Source organism: Candidatus Krumholzibacteriia bacterium (assembly GCA_035268685.1).
Lineage (GTDB): Bacteria > Krumholzibacteriota > Krumholzibacteriia > JAJRXK01 > JAJRXK01 > JAJRXK01.
Window position 1 is genome coordinate 1 of the sequence record DATFKK010000034.1, and the last position, 17,490, is coordinate 17,490.

The 17,490-nt window shown below is 68.6% G+C and carries 16 protein-coding genes; 7 read left to right on the forward strand and 9 right to left on the reverse strand.

The window, feature by feature from the left end; translation table 11 throughout:
* The 7 genes from VKA86_03295 to VKA86_03325 form a co-directional block, all read right to left on the reverse strand.
* Positions 1–884, reverse strand: an 884-nt coding sequence (locus VKA86_03295; protein ID HKK70215.1) for a glycosyltransferase, incomplete at its 3' end; no start/stop codon positions are given.
* A 45-nt stretch (positions 885–929) separates the two neighbouring features.
* Complete coding sequence (locus VKA86_03300; GenBank protein ID HKK70216.1) at positions 930–2,528, reverse strand: lipopolysaccharide biosynthesis protein; 1,599 nt, start codon at positions 2,526–2,528, stop codon at positions 930–932.
* A 10-nt stretch (positions 2,529–2,538) separates the two neighbouring features.
* Positions 2,539–4,041, reverse strand: a complete 1,503-nt coding sequence (locus tag VKA86_03305; GenBank protein ID HKK70217.1) for an O-antigen ligase family protein — start codon at positions 4,039–4,041, stop codon at positions 2,539–2,541.
* Positions 4,042–4,137: 96 nt separating this feature from the next.
* Complete coding sequence (locus tag VKA86_03310) at positions 4,138–5,493, reverse strand: phenylacetate--CoA ligase family protein (GenBank protein ID HKK70218.1); 1,356 nt, start codon at positions 5,491–5,493, stop codon at positions 4,138–4,140.
* A gap of 5 nt (positions 5,494–5,498) precedes the next feature.
* Positions 5,499–6,269, reverse strand: a complete 771-nt coding sequence (locus VKA86_03315; protein ID HKK70219.1) for a CpsD/CapB family tyrosine-protein kinase — start codon at positions 6,267–6,269, stop codon at positions 5,499–5,501.
* Positions 6,266–7,936, reverse strand: a complete 1,671-nt coding sequence (locus VKA86_03320; protein ID HKK70220.1) for a GNVR domain-containing protein — start codon at positions 7,934–7,936, stop codon at positions 6,266–6,268. Before VKA86_03320 ends, VKA86_03315 begins: the two co-directional genes overlap by 4 nt.
* 22 nt (positions 7,937–7,958) lie before the next feature.
* Positions 7,959–8,993 (reverse strand): polysaccharide biosynthesis/export family protein, encoded by a 1,035-nt coding sequence (locus VKA86_03325; protein HKK70221.1) that lies wholly within the window; start codon positions 8,991–8,993, stop codon positions 7,959–7,961.
* 296 nt (positions 8,994–9,289) lie between these two features.
* On the opposite strand from VKA86_03325, the gene VKA86_03330 reads away from it, so the two are divergent.
* The 4 genes from VKA86_03330 to VKA86_03345 all read left to right on the forward strand — a co-directional run bounded on the left by VKA86_03330 (position 9,290) and on the right by VKA86_03345 (position 13,525).
* The gene (locus VKA86_03330; protein HKK70222.1) at positions 9,290–10,084 is read left to right on the forward strand and encodes a hypothetical protein; all 795 of its coding nucleotides are present in this window, start codon (positions 9,290–9,292) and stop codon (positions 10,082–10,084) included.
* A gap of 16 nt (positions 10,085–10,100) precedes the next feature.
* The gene (locus VKA86_03335; protein HKK70223.1) at positions 10,101–10,928 is read left to right on the forward strand and encodes a hypothetical protein; all 828 of its coding nucleotides are present in this window, start codon (positions 10,101–10,103) and stop codon (positions 10,926–10,928) included.
* Between the two features lie 23 nt (positions 10,929–10,951).
* Positions 10,952–12,430: a hypothetical protein gene (locus VKA86_03340; protein HKK70224.1), complete on the forward strand. Its 1,479-nt coding sequence runs from the start codon at positions 10,952–10,954 to the stop codon at positions 12,428–12,430.
* Positions 12,431–12,526: 96 nt separating this feature from the next.
* The gene (locus VKA86_03345) at positions 12,527–13,525 is read left to right on the forward strand and encodes a hypothetical protein (GenBank protein ID HKK70225.1); all 999 of its coding nucleotides are present in this window, start codon (positions 12,527–12,529) and stop codon (positions 13,523–13,525) included.
* Here the strand turns inward: VKA86_03345 and VKA86_03350 are convergent.
* Together VKA86_03350 and VKA86_03355 are read right to left on the reverse strand one after the other, a co-directional pair.
* Positions 13,506–14,453, reverse strand: a complete 948-nt coding sequence (locus tag VKA86_03350; protein HKK70226.1) for a DUF3473 domain-containing protein — start codon at positions 14,451–14,453, stop codon at positions 13,506–13,508. The genes VKA86_03345 and VKA86_03350 overlap by 20 nt on opposite strands.
* A gap of 56 nt (positions 14,454–14,509) precedes the next feature.
* On the reverse strand, positions 14,510–14,797 hold the full coding sequence (locus VKA86_03355; protein ID HKK70227.1) for an acylphosphatase: 288 nt from the start codon (positions 14,795–14,797) through the stop codon (positions 14,510–14,512).
* Positions 14,798–14,943: 146 nt separating this feature from the next.
* Between VKA86_03355 and VKA86_03360 the strand changes: the two genes are divergently transcribed.
* The 3 genes from VKA86_03360 (at position 14,944) to VKA86_03370 (ending at position 17,469) form a co-directional block, all read left to right on the forward strand.
* Positions 14,944–15,795 (forward strand): SDR family oxidoreductase, encoded by an 852-nt coding sequence (locus VKA86_03360; protein HKK70228.1) that lies wholly within the window; start codon positions 14,944–14,946, stop codon positions 15,793–15,795.
* A gap of 40 nt (positions 15,796–15,835) precedes the next feature.
* Positions 15,836–16,621 (forward strand): enoyl-CoA hydratase/isomerase family protein, encoded by a 786-nt coding sequence (locus tag VKA86_03365; GenBank protein HKK70229.1) that lies wholly within the window; start codon positions 15,836–15,838, stop codon positions 16,619–16,621.
* A gap of 137 nt (positions 16,622–16,758) precedes the next feature.
* A complete protein-coding gene (locus VKA86_03370) occupies positions 16,759–17,469 on the forward strand; it encodes a hypothetical protein (GenBank protein HKK70230.1) in 711 nt (236 codons plus the stop codon).
* Positions 17,470–17,490: the final 21 nt, after the last annotated feature.

Here is a 17,490-nt window from a genome sequence, read left to right on the forward strand (position 1 = left end):
ACCCGCGCGGCCAGCGCCGTGCGGTAGGCCTCCCGGGACCGCGCCATCTCCCCCTCCCGGCGCAAGGCCATCCCGTAACCCAGCCAAAGATCGTGGATGCGCCGATCGACCAGTTCACGATCCGCGGGCACTTCGCAGTTCTGTAGCTGCTTTTCCAGTCCCGCGATCTGACCCGGAAACACTTTGCTCCCCCCGTGCGACACGCTCTCCTCGTGGTAGCGATACCGGTGCAGGATCCGGTCGACGAACCCGAAGGTCGTCCCGTGAAGACCGATCCGGCGCCACAGGTCCACGTCCTCGGAATTCGCCATCGACTCGTCGAAGCCGCCGACGTCGGCGAGAACCTTCGCCCGGCAGGCCACGCTGGACGTGCCGATGAAGTTGGCCCTCAGCAAGTGACGAAAGGCGTTTCTTCCCTCCATCAGATACACACCGGGGTCGGAGGTCGGGCGCAGCGAAGACCGGAAGTCATGGTAGCGGGCAAGGAAATCGGGCACCAGAACCTGGTCGGTCTCGCCGCAGATCAGGAAGTTCGTGAACAGGAAATCGACCTCGGGATACTGAGCGAAGACCCGTACCGTCTCCGCCAGCTTGTCCGGCAACATCAGATCGTCCGCATCGCAGAAGACGATCACGTCGCCGGTCGCCTGCTCGATCCCGATGTTCCGTGGCTTCGAGGGTCCACCCGAGTTCGGGATCTCGAGATACCGGATCGAGTCCGAATAGGGCTCGACGGCCCCGCGCGTTCCGTCCGTCGATCCGTCGTTCACGACGATCACCTCGGCTGCCGGAACGTCCTGGGCCAATATGGAGTCGAGCGTTCGTGCGACATATCGCTCTGCATTGAAGCAGGGAACCACCACCGAAATCCGCACATCCTGCATCGGAATCGCCTCCACGGGAACCTGCGCCCCGACCGCTTCCTGCGGCTAGCCCGCCCCTCGCACTCTCTTCGCCAGCGCCAGCACCTTTCTCTGGGTCTCCACGTGCACCACCGGCAGCAGCAGGAAGAAGGTGCCCACCAGGGCGGTGCGCACCGCCAGGTCGAGCACCAGATCGGTCCTCTCCTGCACCAAACGGATCACCTTGCCCTCTTTCAGATCGCCCAGCCAGGTCCCCCGTAGACCCTCGAGTTCCCCCTGGACCCAGCCGAGCACGGGCTCTCCCCAGGCGGCCACCGACGCCACGTCGATCTGACCGATCCCGATCATCAGCCCCCCCGCGCACACCGCGATCAGAACGATCTTCCCCCAGTCGATGGGCAATCGATAGTATCGCTGGGAATGGATCCATTGCGCCACGGCCATCGCGAGGGCCGTCAACAGCCCCGACCAGGCCGCACCGTAGAGCCCCCAGATGCCGATCAGCACGAACGACAGTCCGAGCTTGAACACCGAGGTCACGATGGTGATCCGCGCCAGCACGCCGGTCTTCTTGGCGTAGTACAACCCGAAGCCCAGATACAGTGCCGCGCCCGACATGACGACCTGCGCGGCATCGATCTGGGCGACCCGGGCCGCCGGCCAGAACTCGGGCGGTGTCAGCAACTTCAACACCGTTTCGATGTTCACGGCCAGCGCCAGGAACGCGGCCGTGGAGATGAAGAAGAAATAGACAAACATGTTGGCGATGTGGCGCGGCGCACCGGGTTCGTCTGCGATCTCGAGCGCCTTGGTCCCCCAGCTCTTGTTGAAGGGATTGATGACCAGCATGTTGATCAGGACCGGGAACTTGTAGGCCATCTCGAGCACGCCGACGGTGGCCAGGTCGATCTGGTAGCGAACGATGACCCGCTCCGCTTGGCGGGCACCGAAGCGCGTGAGCGAGCCGGGGATCAACGGATACTGGTACTGGTAGAGGCTTCGCGCGAAGCCCCGGTCCCACCGGAATCCGCAGTAGTGCTTGAGCACGACCAGGCTGATCGCCAAGCCGATCAGCGCCGAGATCATTCCGGCCAGGAAGTAACCGAACAGGCCCAGGCGGAGGATCACGATCAGATAGATGTTCAGGCTCAAACTGATCACGAGCTTCACGATCGAGATCATCGAGAAGATCGCCGATCTCCTGGTGATGATCAGGATCGACATGGCGGACTGCATGACCATGCCACAGACAAACGTCACCAGGGCCATGCAGATGAGATCCCAGTGCTCAGGAGTGCCCAGCAGGAGGGTCGAGGCCGGCTTGCTGAACACCGCACCCACCAGCGCCAGCGCCAGGACCACCAGGCCCGCCAGCCAGGTGCCCGTCGACACCACCGTCGGCTTCGCCGCCGGGTCGGGCTCTTCGTGGTAGATTCGCGTGATCGCGCCGTGCAGGTTGTAGCCGATCAAGCTGGTCAGCAGGAACAGCGACGCATCGATCATCCCGATCACGCCGTAGCCCACGTCGCGAAGGATGTTCGCGTAGAACGGCAACATGACGAAGCCGATGATCCGGCCCGCCATGGTGGCCACGCTGTACACCGCCGCGTGGCGGAAGGTGTCGCGGATCATGCCGGGACGGATCCCGAGCGCCTTGCCACCCACTGCTCTTCCGTCACCTCTCCGCGATCCGAGCCGCCGGGTCGGCGGGAGCCGGGATCCGATCCGTCGTCTGCTGCCCTGCTTCGCGTTGTGCTTCGGCGTCGGGAGCATGGAAGTAGATGCGCGCCGCCGCCACCCCCACTGCGGCGAAGATGTACCATTGCCTCCTCATGAGGTTGTGCCCGAAGACACCCGCGACCAGCAGCGCCCCGACGGCGATCAACGCTCCGGTGAGGAAGACACGCTCGAACTCCCACGCGCGGTCTCTTCGAGTGGCCCGGATCACACGGAGCAGCGTCCAGCTGAACATGGCGAGGAAGCCCATGAAGGCAACGAACCCCGGAAGTCCGAGATTCGACACGAGCTGCACGTAGAGCGAATGGGAGGCGTGGTACGGCTCCTTGTCCAGTCCCGTCCTCTCGGAGTAGGTGGGGTTCGCCGTAATGTAGCAGTTGATCCCGACACCGGTGAGCGGATGATCGACGAACATCAACCACCCCTTCGTCCACAACTCGTAGCGCGTCTTCGCCGTCCCCTGCTCGCTCGCATTGCTCAGCGTGGCGTAGCGCGCCTGGTACTCGCCCGGCATCATGAGCCACGCCGCGAACACGATCGGGATCCCGATCACGAGGGCGACCAAACGGCGCCGCAACGTCATCCACGTGAAGACCATTCCCGCGAGGAACCCGATCATTCCCGACCGCGAGTTCGTGAGGATCACGACGATGGTGGCCAGAATGGTCCCGGCGGCATAGAGGACTCGCCACCACCCGATGGCGCGGCACTTCGCCAGCAGGAAGAAGATGGGGAAGCTCGCCGCCATGGTGGCGGCCATCTGGTTCGGACCGCCCGAAACGTCCGTCGATCCGATCAGCCGCTCGCCGTCGGGCTTCACCCTCACGTTCCCGGCCAGGTAGTTGGTGATCCCGTCCAGGGCGATGTACAGCATCGCGGCCGTGTACAGGATCATGAAGGTCCGCAGCCGGGTCTTCGAATCGATCAACTGCACGACCAGGATGTAGAACACCAGGATCTTGATGAACTCGACCACCCCCTCGACCGCTTTCCCGGGCCACCACGCCAGAGGAACCGAGTTGACGACGGCGGCGAAGAGGACGATCAGCCAGATGGTCGTGGGCGACCGATCGATGTAGATCCGCCCCTCCTCGCGGAGCTGCCGCAGGTACAGCGCGGCCAGTGTCATCACCCCGATCAACCGCTCCGGGCGCAGGGGTTTGAGCTCGGGGTACAGATCGGCGATCTGGGTGATGTAGATCACCACGTACAGCAACAGGCCCACGTAGGGCCACCGGAGGATGGCGGCCACGGCGAGCGACACCAGGATCGCGCCCGCGATGAAGACCGCCGGCACCTTGATCAGCCCCAACCCCACCAGCAGGCCCAGCCCCGCCACGGCCAGCACACGGATCGCCCGCCGCACCTGCGCCAGGCTCGACGGGTCGGACTCCGGGCGCAATGCCAGGAAGTCCATGCGGTCTCGGGGGGTCAGAGCCATCGGGCTCCACCTCGGAGGGTTCGTCCTGGTCGGGTCGTCATACGCCTTCGCTTCTTCCGTGCCGCCTGCCGCGGGGTGGCCACGATCCGGGATGGATCAGGAACGGATCACCGACGGATCCTCGATCTCGCAGATCGAGAACTGGTACTTCCCGCGCGGCGTGGGCTCGATCCGCTCCACCCGCTCGACCGTGCTCCGCATCTCGTCGCCGAAGACCTGCCGGATCGTCGCGCGGAGCGCCGCCGTGGTGTCGTCGGAGTAACGATCCGACGGCACCACCCGCACCTGCACGTGATCGAGCGCGTCCTGGACGATCTGTGCCTGCTTCACGCCCTCGAGGTGGATCATGAACGTGTCGAGGATCGAGATCCCCGAGATCCTGCGACCATCGGGCGCGAAGAGGATGTCACTGGTGCGGCCGTACACCCGGCCGAGACGCGGAAGCCCGCGGCCACAGCCGCAGGTGCCGCTCCGCGTGGTGGCCAGATCCCCGACCTCGTAGCGGATCAGCGGCATCCCGCGGTTCACCAGATCCGTGAGCACCACGCGTCCGGGCGTGGTCTGGTCGCCGTCGAGCACCTCGACGAGGATTCCCTCCGCCGCCACGTGCAGACCGTCGTGCGCCTCGCACTCCGACGCGATCAGCGCGACCTCCTCGCAGCCGTAGCGGTCGAAGACCACCGGCCCGAACACCGATTCCACCGTTTCGCGCTCGGCATCGGACAGGGTCTCGGCCGTGGAGATGATCCCGTCGAAGGCGATGTCGCCGATGCCTCGGCGGACCAGGTGCTCGGTGAAGAAGTAGATCGAATGCGCGTGGCCGATCAGGGCCCGGGGGCGAAACCGGCGCAGGCGGTCGACGAAGTCGTCGAGCCGGGCTTCGTCCATCTCCAGGGTGTCCAGGAACGCGGTTCGCTCGCACAGGGCCTTGTGGACCCTCACCTTCCACGGGTACTGCTTGTCGGTATCTCCCCACAGGGCTGCGCGCCGCACGCCGGGTCGATGCCCCGCCCAGGCATCGTGTCGTCTGGTGAGCCGACTCTTGAACGTGTGAGCCCCCGCGTCCCAGTACAGATGGAGCGGCACGCCCGTCGACCCGCCGGTCCGGCGACGGAGCAACCGGTCGCGATCGAATCCCTCGCTGAGGATCTGGTCGCCATGACCGCGGATGTCGTCCTTCGTCAGCAGGGGCAGGCCCGCCAGGTCCGCGACGTCCTTCAGGTCGCCCGGCTCGAACCCCGCGTCGCGGAATCGCCGGCGGTAGAAGGGGCTGCGTTCCGCCGCGAACCCCAGGAGTTCCCGCAGCCGCTGGAGCTGCCGATCGCGGATCTGCTCTTCGTCCTGGAACTGGCTGCGCGCCAGCTCGCGGTCGAGCGCAGGGTCGGCAACGCCCCATCTGCGCTCGTACAGGGGAACGAACACCCTTCGCGCCAGCACTCCGTGGAGGTCCATGGCGCTCAGCGCCCCTCGCGACGCCGGAGCGGGTTCTTCGACCGGCGCCCACCCGAGTCCGGCGCCGAGGCGGGGTCGGCCCCGGCGGGAACCGGCGCCGCCTGCTGGTAGCCTTCGTAGTTGTTCTGGTACGCCGTGTACTCGGGTGCCGCTTCCTCCACGTTGCTCACCACGAGCCCCACGACCCGTGCGTCGACGCTCTCGCAGATCTGTCGTGCCCGCTTCAGCTGCGACTCGGTCGAACGCCCCGCCATGCCCGCCAGGATCACCCCGTCGGTCACGGGCAACAGCATGGTGGCGTCGGCCACCGGCACGATCGCCGGCGAGTCGATCAGGATCAGGTCGTAGCGATCACGCAACGAATCCACCAACGACACCAGATCGCGGGTGCGGAGGAGCAGCGCAGGATCGGCTCCGCCCTCGGTCGGAAGCGTGACGTCGAGACTCGGCAGCTCCGTGCGAATGATCGCCTCGTCGATCGAGGCCTTTCCCTGGAGCACGCGGTCGATCCCGGTGAACCCGCTCAGCTCGAAGTGCTGGTTCATGGCGGGAATCCGGAAGTCGAAGTCCATGGCCAGGATCCGTCGGTCCGGGTACATGCCCAGGGCGGTGGCCAGATGCGCCACGGTGGTGCTCTTGCCCTCGCCCCGCAGGGCGCTCGTGAAGAGGATGGTCTTCAGGCCCTCGCGGCGGCTCATGCTCCAGACCCGGGCCTCGAGTTTGTTGATCTCCGAGGCGAGCAGCCAGTTGGTCTGCATGCGATCGATGGTCTTCACGACGAGCCTCCCGAGTCGGGGTCGACCACGACGACCGGCCGGGTGATCGCGCCGGTCTCCTCGAACACCGTGTCCTTCGACAGGAAGAACGCCACGGTCAGGACCAGCACCAGGGTGATGGCCGCGGGCACCGCGAAGTCGCGCACCCGACGGCGCGAGCGCGCTTGTCGCATGATCAGCGGTGCGGTGCCGATGATCGGCCCGTCGAAGGCCCGCTCGAAGTCGTGGAGCGAGCGCAGGGTCGAGTCGGCCACCTCGACGGCCAGGGCGAGCAGGATTCCGAAGAAGGGACCCATGAGGATCGCCGCGAACAGGATCTTGGAGCGGTTCGGCTCCGTCGGCTTCATGGGAGTCTGCGCGGGATCGACGATCTCGATCTTGCGACCCATGTCGGTGGCGGCGACGGCCTGGCTCACGTCGCTGGCCACGAGCTGGGCCTTGAAGGACTGCAGGACGTCCTGGGCCGTCTGGACTTCGTTCTGCAGACGGGCCAGCTCCATTTCGCCGCGCGGACCGAGCTGCGCCTTGCGCCGGAACTGTGAGATCTCCTGTCCCAGGAACTCCGCCGCCGCGTCCTGCGCATCGCGATCGAGGCTGGTGAACACCAGGCGCGCGAGCGCGTCGCGGCTGGACGACGCGGCCTCGGGGTACATGGCCTCGACGACACGCTCGAGCAACTGGAGCAGTCCACGACGGATGGTGGTGTAGCTGCCCTGCGGCGGCCACTCGGCGCTCTGCCCACCCTCGGACGACAGCAACCGATTGCGCACGTCCTCGATCAGCGCCGAACTCAACCCGCGGGCCTGGTTCCGGACCCGCGAGTCGTCGGCCACGCGATCCTGGGCGCCGGCCAACTCGCTCCTCGACAGGGCCGTCGCGAACGGCAGCGTGCGGATCCGCGCCAGTTCGGCTTCGTCCAGGATCTTGCGGTACAGCGCCTCGGCGGCGCTGATGTTCTGCTCGGTGACCGTACCCTGCGACAGGTCTTCCTGGATCTGCAGCTGCTTGTACTGCTCGAGTTCGCTCTCGGCCTCGGCCAGCCGCTGCTCGTAGATCTTCAGTTGCTCCTGACCGAAGTCCCGGGCCTTGTTCAGGTTCTCGAGGGCGGTCTGCGCCGACATGTCCACGTACAGCTCACTGATCCACTGGGCGAGGAGCTGCGCGTTCCGGGCGCTGGTGTCCCGCACCCGGATGTTGTAGATGCCGACCCCACCCTGCGACAGACCGACCTTGTCGCGCAGCTCCATCACGGCGATGTGGACCGCCATGTCCTCGCGCGACAGATCGGCGGACCCGTCGAGCGCGCGCACCGCTCTTTCCCGGATCCCGGGATCCTCGTGGATGCGCAGCAGACGGACCACACGCTCGAGGAACGGACGGCTCATGATGCGGCTTTGGAGCTCGTCGCGCCGCTGTCTTTCGGCCAGCTGCCCGGTGGCCTCGGCCCCCAGTCCGCTCATCAGATTCCGCAACTCACCGGCCAGACGCTGTTGATCGTCGACCATCAACGTGGCCTGTGAGACGTAGACGTCGGGAACGAACTGCAGCCCCACGAGCGTGCCACACAGGACCGTGATCGCGCAGAGCACCACGATCCAACGGCGGCGCCAGATCATGCGCAGGTACTGGACGGGATCGATCTGGTGATCGACTTCGGGGTTCATCATCGGTGTGGGACCTCGACCCTCGCTAGTTGCTCGCACGCTGGATGAGAACGACGACCGTTGCCACCGACAGGAACGGCGCCAGGACTTCGCTGATCCTCTGCACGAAGCCTTCCTCCGGGGGGACGGTGATCGTGTCGCCGGGACGGAGCGCCAGACCGCCGGGAGGGTTCGCCTCGTGGAGATACCCTTCGAGGTCGATCTCGTAGGCCATGGAACCCAGCGGAGTCCGCCGGAGGAGGCGGACCGACCGTAGATCGGCTCCGGGCTCGGTGCCTCCGGCCACGCCGATGGCGTCGAGGAGGTTCTCGGCCATCATCATGGAATAGTTGCCCGGCTGGCCCACCGCACCGAGGATCCGGAAGGCATCGCCCTCGGGCAGTCGTCCGCCCAGGGCGGGCACCACGATCGTGTCCCGCGGCCGGAGTTCCGGAACGGCCCCGGGCGGCGTGTCCTCGATGCCGCGCGACAGGTCCGCCCGCAGCGTCCTGGGCTCGTCGGGCCGCCGGTCGCGGCGCACGATCTGCACGCTTCCGAGCGCGGCGTCGTCGGTGGCTCCCTGGGCCGTCAGCAACGCCTCCCAAAGGTCGGGAAGCTCCCGGAAGCCGTAGGTGCCGGGGTTACCGACCTGGCCGAGGATCGTCAGCGTCCGGCTGCCGTAGCGCGCCACCGACACGAGCACCTCTTCGATCCCGGGATCGAGCAACTGGTAGCGCTGCGTCAGTTCGTCGGTCAGTTCGGCGGGGGTTCGACCGGCGACGTCGACCGTCCCCAGCATGGGAACCTGGATCCGACCGGCGGGGTCGATGGTCACCGTCGTCGACAGTCCTTCGCGGCCGAAGACCTCGACCTGGACGACGTCCTGCGGACCGAACTCGTACTGGTCGTCCGACGGCGAGGTCGCCGCCGGACCCGACGACGCCGCAGCACCGCCCTCCGTGTCGTCCTGCGCCGCCGCGGGTGCGCTCGACAGTCCGAGCACCGCGAGAGCGGCGAACACGACGAGCAGCGAACACCCGTCGGACTGCAACCGCTCGACATGCCGTCGGAAATCGAACATGGATCCGTCCTCGACTCTCCGATGAGACCACGACCCCACCAACCCCGAACCATGCACTCGTGTTCCGAAGTCCCCAGGGACGCCGGATCGGGCGCGTGCACTGTCGTTGGTCGGAAGGGGCCCCCTGCTTTCCTTTGGTATTGTACATGACCGGCCCGAGGGCGAACATCCCTCAAAACCGATCTTGAACCTGGAACTGCACGCCTTAGGCTGACGTGCACGGTGCGTCGCGTCCCCTCATGCCGGATCGGGCGGTGCGATGGTCGACCCTTCCCGAACGCCACGAGCGAGGCCCGATGGTTCCCAGCCGCGCACCCGAATCCCTCGTCCTGCTCGGCCGCGAGCACGCCGACTTCGGACACGTCCATGTCGGGACCATGTCGGACGGGAGCATCGCGGCCGGTATCAGTGTCGGCCGGGCACGTCTCGTGCCATCGATGAGGTCGAAGGGCGACCCACGCCAGCCCAACGAAGACGCCCTGGCCGTGCTCCGCGACGAGGGGCGGATCCTGATCCTCGTGGCCGATGCCCACTGGGGCATCGAGAGCAGCCACGACCTGGCCGCGGTGTTGCCCGACCGCGTCGACCGGATCCCGTCGGATCCCGACGGACTACGCACTCTGTTCCGGTCGCTGCGCATCGATGCCCCCCCGACCCGCTCGGAGAGCGCAGTGGCGCTGGCCGTCGTCGACCGGGATCGGCAGAGGGCGTTCGGCCTCACCTTCGGCGACGTGTCGGTGGTGACGGTCGACCCCGAAGGCGCCCGTCGGCGCACCATGCCCAGCACCGACTACGTGAACCCGCGGGCCCCGGGTTCGCTGGATCCCGGCCGGGCGCGGGGCTTCGACTTCGAACTGTCGGTGGCACAACGTGTGCTGGTGTTCAGCGACGGCATCGACGAGTGTCACTATCGGTCGCCGGGGACCTCGATCGGACCTCGTCACATCCACGACGTCTTCGCGCGAACCGGCCCCGATCCCGAGACCTTCACGACCTCCCTGATGGAACTCGCGCTCGACGGTGTCGACGGCAACCCCGGTGGTGAGGACAACATCGCCCTCGTGACCGTGGCCCCCGATCCCCTCCCTTGAAACAGCTGGAGACGTCTTGAGCCTGATCCGCTCCCTCGGAGTCGCGTGGTGGGCGTGCAAGGGTCCGCTCCGGCTGGGGCGGGACCTCTCGACCTGGACCTCCCTCACCGTCCTCACGATCGTCCGGTCCTTCGTGCTGCTGCTGCTCATGCTGTTCCACCGGCCCGAGCTGGTCACGGCCGGCAAGCCCCTCGTGACGGCGTTGGGCGGTCCGGAGTCCACGCACTACCCCACGCACCTGCTCGAGCTCCCGGTCATGTTCGCCCGGATCGACCTCCTGGTGATCGTCGCCGTGGGCACGGTCGCCATCACCCTGACGGTGCGGTCGTTCGCGAACCACTACATCACCCGGCACGCGCGCGGATCGACCCTCGGCTCCGTGCTGCACGTCCTGTTGGTCGTGGGACTGCTCCTCGCTCTGCAGTTCGGGGTCGATCGACTGTTCCTGTTGCTGCCCGAGGCACTGCAGGAGCGCGGCGGGAAACTCGGCGTCGCTCTGCTCGGCGTGCGCCTGGGTGCGATGGCCCTGCTGGGCACCTTCCTGCTCTACGCCGTCGCCGAGGCCGGGCTCGGTGCGCCGGCCTGGCGGGCGGTCGGCCGGTCGTACGGGATCGCCTCCACGGAACCGATCGGGAGCTTCGTCCTGGTCGCGATCTGGGCGGCGGTGACGCTTCCTTTCGCCGCGCTGGTGGGGCCGGTCGGAACCGACCGCGTGGCCGCTCACCCCGAAGCCTTCGCACTGATCGTCTTCCTGCGTCTGCTCGCCGAACTCTTCCTGCTCCACCTGCTGCTGGGAGCCAGCACGAGGATCGTGATCTGGAAGAGAGCGGAGGCCCGACTCTGATGCGACGGCGAAGTCCAACGGTCGTGTTCGCGATTGCGATCGCCCTGTCGACCGCGCTGTCGACCGGGTGTGGCGACGAAGCGCTCCACGTACGCTACCAGGCGGAACGGCATCTCTGGCAGGCCGATCGGGATCGCGCCGCACTCCCCGGAAACGCGGCCGGCGACGGCTTCGCGCAGTGGGACGCCCTGGCGGCACGCTACGAATCCATCGCGGCACACTACGGATCATGGGGTTTCGATCCCGGAGTCCCCGACCCCTACCGGGCGGACCTCCGCCGGATCACGGGCACGGCGTGGCTCGGCGCCGTCGACGTGCGCGCCGGCTGCGCCGACTCCCTCGGGGCACGCGACGTCCTCGGAGCCGTGATCGATCGCTTCGCCGGAACCCCGATCGCGGTCGACATGCATCTGCGATCGTCCGGAGTCGCACTCGCCGACGGGGACTCGGCACGTGCGGTCGAGCACCTGCACCGGGTCTGGAGTGCGGTGCGCGGGTCCGAGCGTGATCGGAGAGCTCACCTGGACACCCCCGGACGGATCGCACGCCTCGCGCCGGACGAGCGACGGGCCGAGGCGCCGGCGTACGCGTGGGCGGCCGCGGAGTACCGCCGGGTGATCGAGACGGGTCGACGCCGCGACGTGGCCCTGGCCACCCTGGAACTGGCCGACCTGGCCCTCGATTTCGACGACAAGTCCACCGCGCTCGACATCCTGGAACCCCTGACCTCGTCGATGCTGGCGCGCGCCGAACCGGAACCCGGGGACGCGCGCATCATGCGCCGGATCGTCGAGGCCATGGCCCGGGCCCTGGCGCGCGGCGACCTCGAGCCAGAGGCCCTCGAACCCGCCCTGGAGTGGGCACTCGACCACGGTGCCGACGCCGGACGCACCCTGACCGCCGTCGGCAACGCACTCGACGACCGAGGCCGACTCGACGAGGCGCTCACCGTCTACGAGCGGATCCGCCACCGCTACGACGACGCCGAGTGGGCGCCGCGCGCGCTGATGTCCGCGGCGAGGATCCGCTCGCGACGCGGGAAGTGGGACCAGGCCTTCGTCGATCTGAAACTCCTGGAGGCGAGATACGCGCTCACCCCGCCCGCGCTCAGGGTTCCGCTGGAGATCGTCTCTCTGAACCGGCGACGCGGCACGCACGCGGAGGCCGCCGAAGCACTTCGGCGGGCCGAGCAGACGTACCGGAGGCTCATGGACCGATTGCCACGCGGGGGCCACGGCGACCTCCTGCAGGAGCTGCTGATCGAGACCCTCGAACGCCAGGGACGGTACAGCGACGCGCACGCCGAACGACTCGAGTGGATCGACCGCGCGTCGGGATCGGTCGAAGAATTGCATCGGCTGCGAGCGTCGATCGAGGCCGGCCGGAACAACCTGCTCGCGGACGAGATGATCGACCCCCTCGTCCAACGGATGGCCGAACGGTTCCCGAACACACGACTCGGCCGCCGGGCGGCGGTCCGGCTGGCCGCCAAGGGCTCCTGAGTCGATGCGGCCGCGACGCTCGTCCTTTACACGGCGGGGCCGCTGCTCGATAGTTCGGCCGCCCACGGGCCCGGATCCCATCTCCGAGGAAGCGAAATGCGGCGAATTGCGAAGCTGACCGGCACCCTGATCCCCATGTTGGTCGCCGTAGCCCTGCCGGATGCGAGCTGGTCACAGTCCCTGGACGTGCTGCCGCGCGGCACCTACATCGAACTCGAAGGCCCGCTGTCGGCGCGCGGTCGTGACGCCGTGGGGATCGAGATCCTGCCCGAGGGCGAGTACCGTCTCCGGACCGATGGCGCCGGCCTGGCGTCGAGCCGCGCGCGCTTCGAGGTCGACGGAGGCGGCGTGCGCAGCGTCCCGTGGTCGTCGCCGACCTCGATCCTGCTCCCGCCGGGTGTCGACCATCTGCGACACGGGGAATCGCGCGGCTGGTACCACCTCCTGAGTGGTGCTGCGGGCGCGTCCTTCCTGTTCACGGCCTACGAGGACATCGACGAAGCCCCCGCGGGATCGACCGAGGAGTTCGACGCCGAGAACGTCCGCGATCTCTGGCTGGGCTTCACCGCGGCCATCTGGCTGGGCGCCGGGGTCGAGTCCTGGCTGCTCACACCGAGCCCGGCGGTCCGCACCGGCAATGGTGGGGTGGAACTCACGATCCCCCGCGCCAACCGCTGGCAGGCCGCCCTTCGCAGCACCCTCGTGCCCGGCGCCGGGCAACGCTACCTGGGCCGCGACACGCGTGCGAACCTGTTCACCGTGTTCACCTACGCCTCGGCCGCGGCCGCCATCGCCCTGCAGGACCGCTTCCTCGAAGCCCGCCGCGACGCCGACCGCATCCAGGCCCGGATCGACGACGCCGCCCCCATCGACCGCGCCGCTCTGCGCGCCGAGCTCGACGACGCGCGGTCCGACGAGGACACCAAGAGCCTCGTCCGCTGGATCGCGACGGGCTCGGCGGCCTATTTCTACCTGTGGAACGTGGTCGATGCCTTCTGGCTGGGAGCGCGCGCCGAGCAGTCGGGCGGACCGAAGATCATGGCCACGCCGACGGCCGACGGCATGGCCCTGTCGCTCAGCTGGCGCTTCCACTGACCGCGGGCGCGGCCCCGGACGCTCCCCCGTGCCCGCCGACGGGCGGCACCGCGTCGACGTCCGCGAACACGGGAGCCTCGGCGCGCACCCGGTCCGCGTATTCACCGATCGTCACCAGCGTCTGCCCGCCCAGCGCGCGCTCGAGCTTGGCGTAGAGGTCCTGCTTGCCGCCCTGGCTGCGGAGGTTCTGCAGGAAGCCCAGGTCGACCTCGGGCCGGTAGGAATCGAGTTCCCACGGGTGGAAGTAGTAGACCACCGGTTCGCCCTGCCGGCGTTGCACGCGCCTGCGACACCAGTCGAGCAGCGGCAGCGGGAACAAACGGAAGTAGCCCCCACCGCTGAAGGGCAGGTTCCGGCCGAACATCCGCAGCGTGGTCATGGGCAGCACGAGCAGGTCGTCGTCGTCGCCGCGGCCGAGGCGGAAGGGCTCACGCGGTCCCTGCGGATTCCCGTAGCGCGGGTGCGCCACCGGGAACAGCGAGCTGTCCACCCGGAAGCCCTCCTCGCGCAGGATCTCGAGCGCCCAGTAGTTCTGCGGCAGAATGGTGAAGCTGGCCGCCCGGTAGGCCTCGGGCGCGTGCCCGAGCGCGTCGCCCACCGCGGCCCGCCCGCGCCGGGCGTCCTCGCGGAACTCCTCGGGCGTCTGCTCGAAGGCCACGGGGTGGGCGTAGGTGTGGCAGCCGATCTCGTGGCCGGCGTCGGCGATCTCGCGCACCAGGGCGGGGTCGCGCTCGGCGGTCCAGCCCAGCACGAACCAGGTCGCGCGGATCCCCAGCGACTCGCACAGACGCAGCAGGGGATCGACGCCGGTCCCGGCCCGGCGCGGCCGGCCCTCCCAGGTCGTCGGGTCGACCTCGTCGCGGTAGTTGTGGGCGTGGAACCACTCCTCGACGTCGATGGTCAGCACGGCGGTGGAATCGGTGCGCACGGGTCCTTCTCCGGGAGCGGGGGATCCCGATGATAGACCATGCACGCGCGACGTGCTCAGCGCCGGACCTCGAAGGGAAGCGGAAGGTCCGATCCTCCGTCGCGCGGAACGACCTCGAGGTCGTCGACCCGGGCCCGGGCGGGTCCGTGGCCACACCACCGCTTCAGCGCTTCGATCTGCTCGGGCGTGCCGGCGGCGGCGATCCGCACGCTGCCGTCGGCTTCGTTGCGGATCCAACCCCGCACGCCGACCGCGCGGGCCTCGTCCACGGTCGAATACCGGAATCCGACACCCTGTACGCGTCCCCGGACGACGATCTCGACACTGCGTGCCTGTTCATCCACGGTCCACCTCCGTCGGCCGGGTCGGTGCCGGCGCGGGCCGGATCCGGCCGCGTCCTTGGCATGTCTCCCGTGCAGCCTTACACTCCCGGCCTCGCGCTGCCAACCCGTCGACCGCGCCTGCCGGCGCCCTGCCCACAGGAGATCCCGTGACCCCTGCCGACACCCCGTCGACCGGTCAGCCGCCCGTCGAACCCAGCTTCGAGGGCAAGTGGGCCCTGATCCTCGGCGCGAGCAGCGGTTTCGGAGCCGCCACCGCCCGTCACCTCGCTCTCCGGGGGCTGAACGTCTTCGGCGTGCATCTCGATCGCCGCGCCACGATGGCCAACGTCGAGGCGATCGTCGCCGACGTCCGGGCCGCCGGCCGCGAGACCTTCTTCGTGAACATCAACGCCGCCGACGACGCCCTGCGCGACAAGGCGCTCGACGACTTCACGGCCCATCTCGCCGAACGTGGCGACGACCCCGCGGGCTCGGTGCGGGTGCTCCTGCACTCGCTGGCCTTCGGCACGCTGAAACCGTACGTCGACGAGGACGGCCAGCCCAGCCTCACCCGCAAGAACCTGGAGATGACGCTCGACGTCATGGCGCACAGCCTCGTCTACTGGTCCCAGGGCGCGGTCCAGCGCGGCCTGCTGGGCGAGGGTTCGAGCGTGTTCGGAATGACCAGCTCGGGGGGGACCCGGGTGATCCCCACCTACGGTGCGGTGTCGGCGGCCAAGGCGGCGCTCGAGAGTCATCTCCGCCAGCTCGCCTTCGAACTCGGGCCCCGGGGCATCCGCGCGAACGCGATCCGCGCCGGCGTGACCGACACCCCGGCCCTGCGCAAGATCCCGGGCAACGACCGGCTGCTCGACGAGGCGACCCGCAAGAACCCCCACCGCCGGCTGACCACCCCCGACGACGTGGCCGCCTTGATCGGGGTGCTCGCGAGCCCGGCCGGTGCCTTCGTCAGCGGTGACGTCGTCGCCTGCGACGGCGGCGAGGACGTCGTCGGCTGATTCTCTCTCTCCGCTCCCGACCGTCCGCCGGAAGGACACCATGTCCATGCAGTTCGAGACCCTGCGCACCGAGATCGAGAACCACGTCTTCTACGTGACCATGAACCGGCCGAAGGGACACAACACCTTCGGCGAGGACATGCGCGAGGAGCTCCTGCACGCACTGCTGCACGCCCAGGAGGACGACGGGATCCGTGTCGTGGTCCTCACCGGCACCGACCGCTGGTTCTGCACCGGTGGCGACGTCCACCGCATGCACACGCTGAAGGACGAGGGCGCGGGCTTCGAGAAGATCCGCCCGGTCATGGACGAAGGGCGCCGGATCGTCACCCTGCTCCACGAGATGCCCAAGCCCTCGATCGCCATGGTCAACGGGGCGGCCACCGGCGCGGGCATGACCCTGGCGCTGGCCTGCGACGTCCGCATCGTGAGCGACCACGCCAGTTTCTCGCAGAACTACCTGCACGCCGGCCTCCACCCCGACTGGGGCGGCACGTACTTCCTGCCGCGCCTGGTGGGCACCGGGCGCGCGCTCGAACTGTTCTGGACGGGCCGGCGCGTCGAGGCCGAAGAGGCCGAGGAGATCGGCATGGTCCAGCACGTGGTCCCCCACGCCCACCTGCGCGAGCACACCGCGCGCTTCGCCCGCCGTCTGGTGCGGGCCACGCCGACCACGCTGCGGCTGGTGAAGATGGCGGTGCAGAATTCGACGCAGTTCGACCTGCAGGGCATGCTCGACTTCGAGACCGAGGCACAGCGCCAGTGCTGGGACGCCGACGGGACGAGCGATCGCCTGCGCGCCTACGTCGACCGGCAGCGCCACTGATCCCCCACGACGTCCCGGGGTCTTGGCCCCGGCACCGCGACGGGCTATCCTGTCGGCGGACGATGCCGTCGCCCCGACTCGGCACCGCGCGGGCCCTGCCAGCCCTCGCACCCCCGCCGCGACGGAAGGATTCCGCCATGCGAGCTCCGACCACACGCTCGGTCTTGTTGCCCGTCCTGCTCGTGATCTGCGCCGCCTGGGTCACCGACGCCGCCGCCGACAGCCTGTACGTCGGCCACGGCCGTCGTAGTGTCGACGACTCCTGGAGCGTCCGCCTGAACCTCGGCGGGGGCGTGACGAGCGCCTCCGATCCCTGGGACGACGAGCTCTCCGACACCGAGTGGCCGGTGGGCGGCTACGCCACCGCCGGGCTCGAGTTCAACGTGGGCCACCGCAACAGCCTGGAACTCTACGGCTCCTACCGGGACCTCGACGACGAAGAGGACTTCCTCGAGATCGACGAGTTCGGCGACCGCGGCGACGCCGGCCGCTACCGCTACGGGCTCGAGAGCTGGAGCGGCGGCATGACCCTGCGCCACCGCTACCCCCACCGCTCCGGCGCGAGCTACTGGGGCGTGGGTGGCGGCTTGATCGAGGCCGAGGTCCGCTACGAGGAGATCGTCGGCGGACGGGTCACCTTCCCCCGCCGCAGCGCGACCGACACCGCCCCGGAAGCCCACGCGCTCGTGGGCTGGGACGGCAAGCTGTCGCCCGCCCTCACGCTCGGCCTGGAGGTCGGCTTCCGGTACACCTGGCTGGAGTACGACGCCATGCCGGTGAGCGGTGACTACACCGGCTTCTTCGGCGGGCTGCGCCTGGGCATCGTCCTCGGCGGCGGAGGCCGCTAGCCGTCGCCGGCCGCCCGGCGT

Excerpts from the sequence above, each read along its gene's own strand:
- VKA86_03305 (HKK70217.1), bottom strand. The coding sequence starts at position 4,041 with ATGGCTCTGACCCCCCGAGACCGCATGGACTTCCTGGCATTGCGCCCG.
- VKA86_03310 (HKK70218.1), bottom strand. The coding sequence starts at position 5,493 with ATGGACCTCCACGGAGTGCTGGCGCGAAGGGTGTTCGTTCCCCTGTAC.
- VKA86_03320 (HKK70220.1), bottom strand. The coding sequence starts at position 7,936 with ATGATGAACCCCGAAGTCGATCACCAGATCGATCCCGTCCAGTACCTG.
- VKA86_03325 (HKK70221.1), bottom strand. The coding sequence starts at position 8,993 with ATGTTCGATTTCCGACGGCATGTCGAGCGGTTGCAGTCCGACGGGTGT.
- VKA86_03330 (HKK70222.1), top strand. The coding sequence starts at position 9,290 with ATGGTTCCCAGCCGCGCACCCGAATCCCTCGTCCTGCTCGGCCGCGAG.
- VKA86_03345 (HKK70225.1), top strand. The coding sequence starts at position 12,527 with ATGCGGCGAATTGCGAAGCTGACCGGCACCCTGATCCCCATGTTGGTC.
- VKA86_03365 (HKK70229.1), top strand. The coding sequence starts at position 15,836 with ATGTCCATGCAGTTCGAGACCCTGCGCACCGAGATCGAGAACCACGTC.
- VKA86_03370 (HKK70230.1), top strand. The coding sequence starts at position 16,759 with ATGCGAGCTCCGACCACACGCTCGGTCTTGTTGCCCGTCCTGCTCGTG.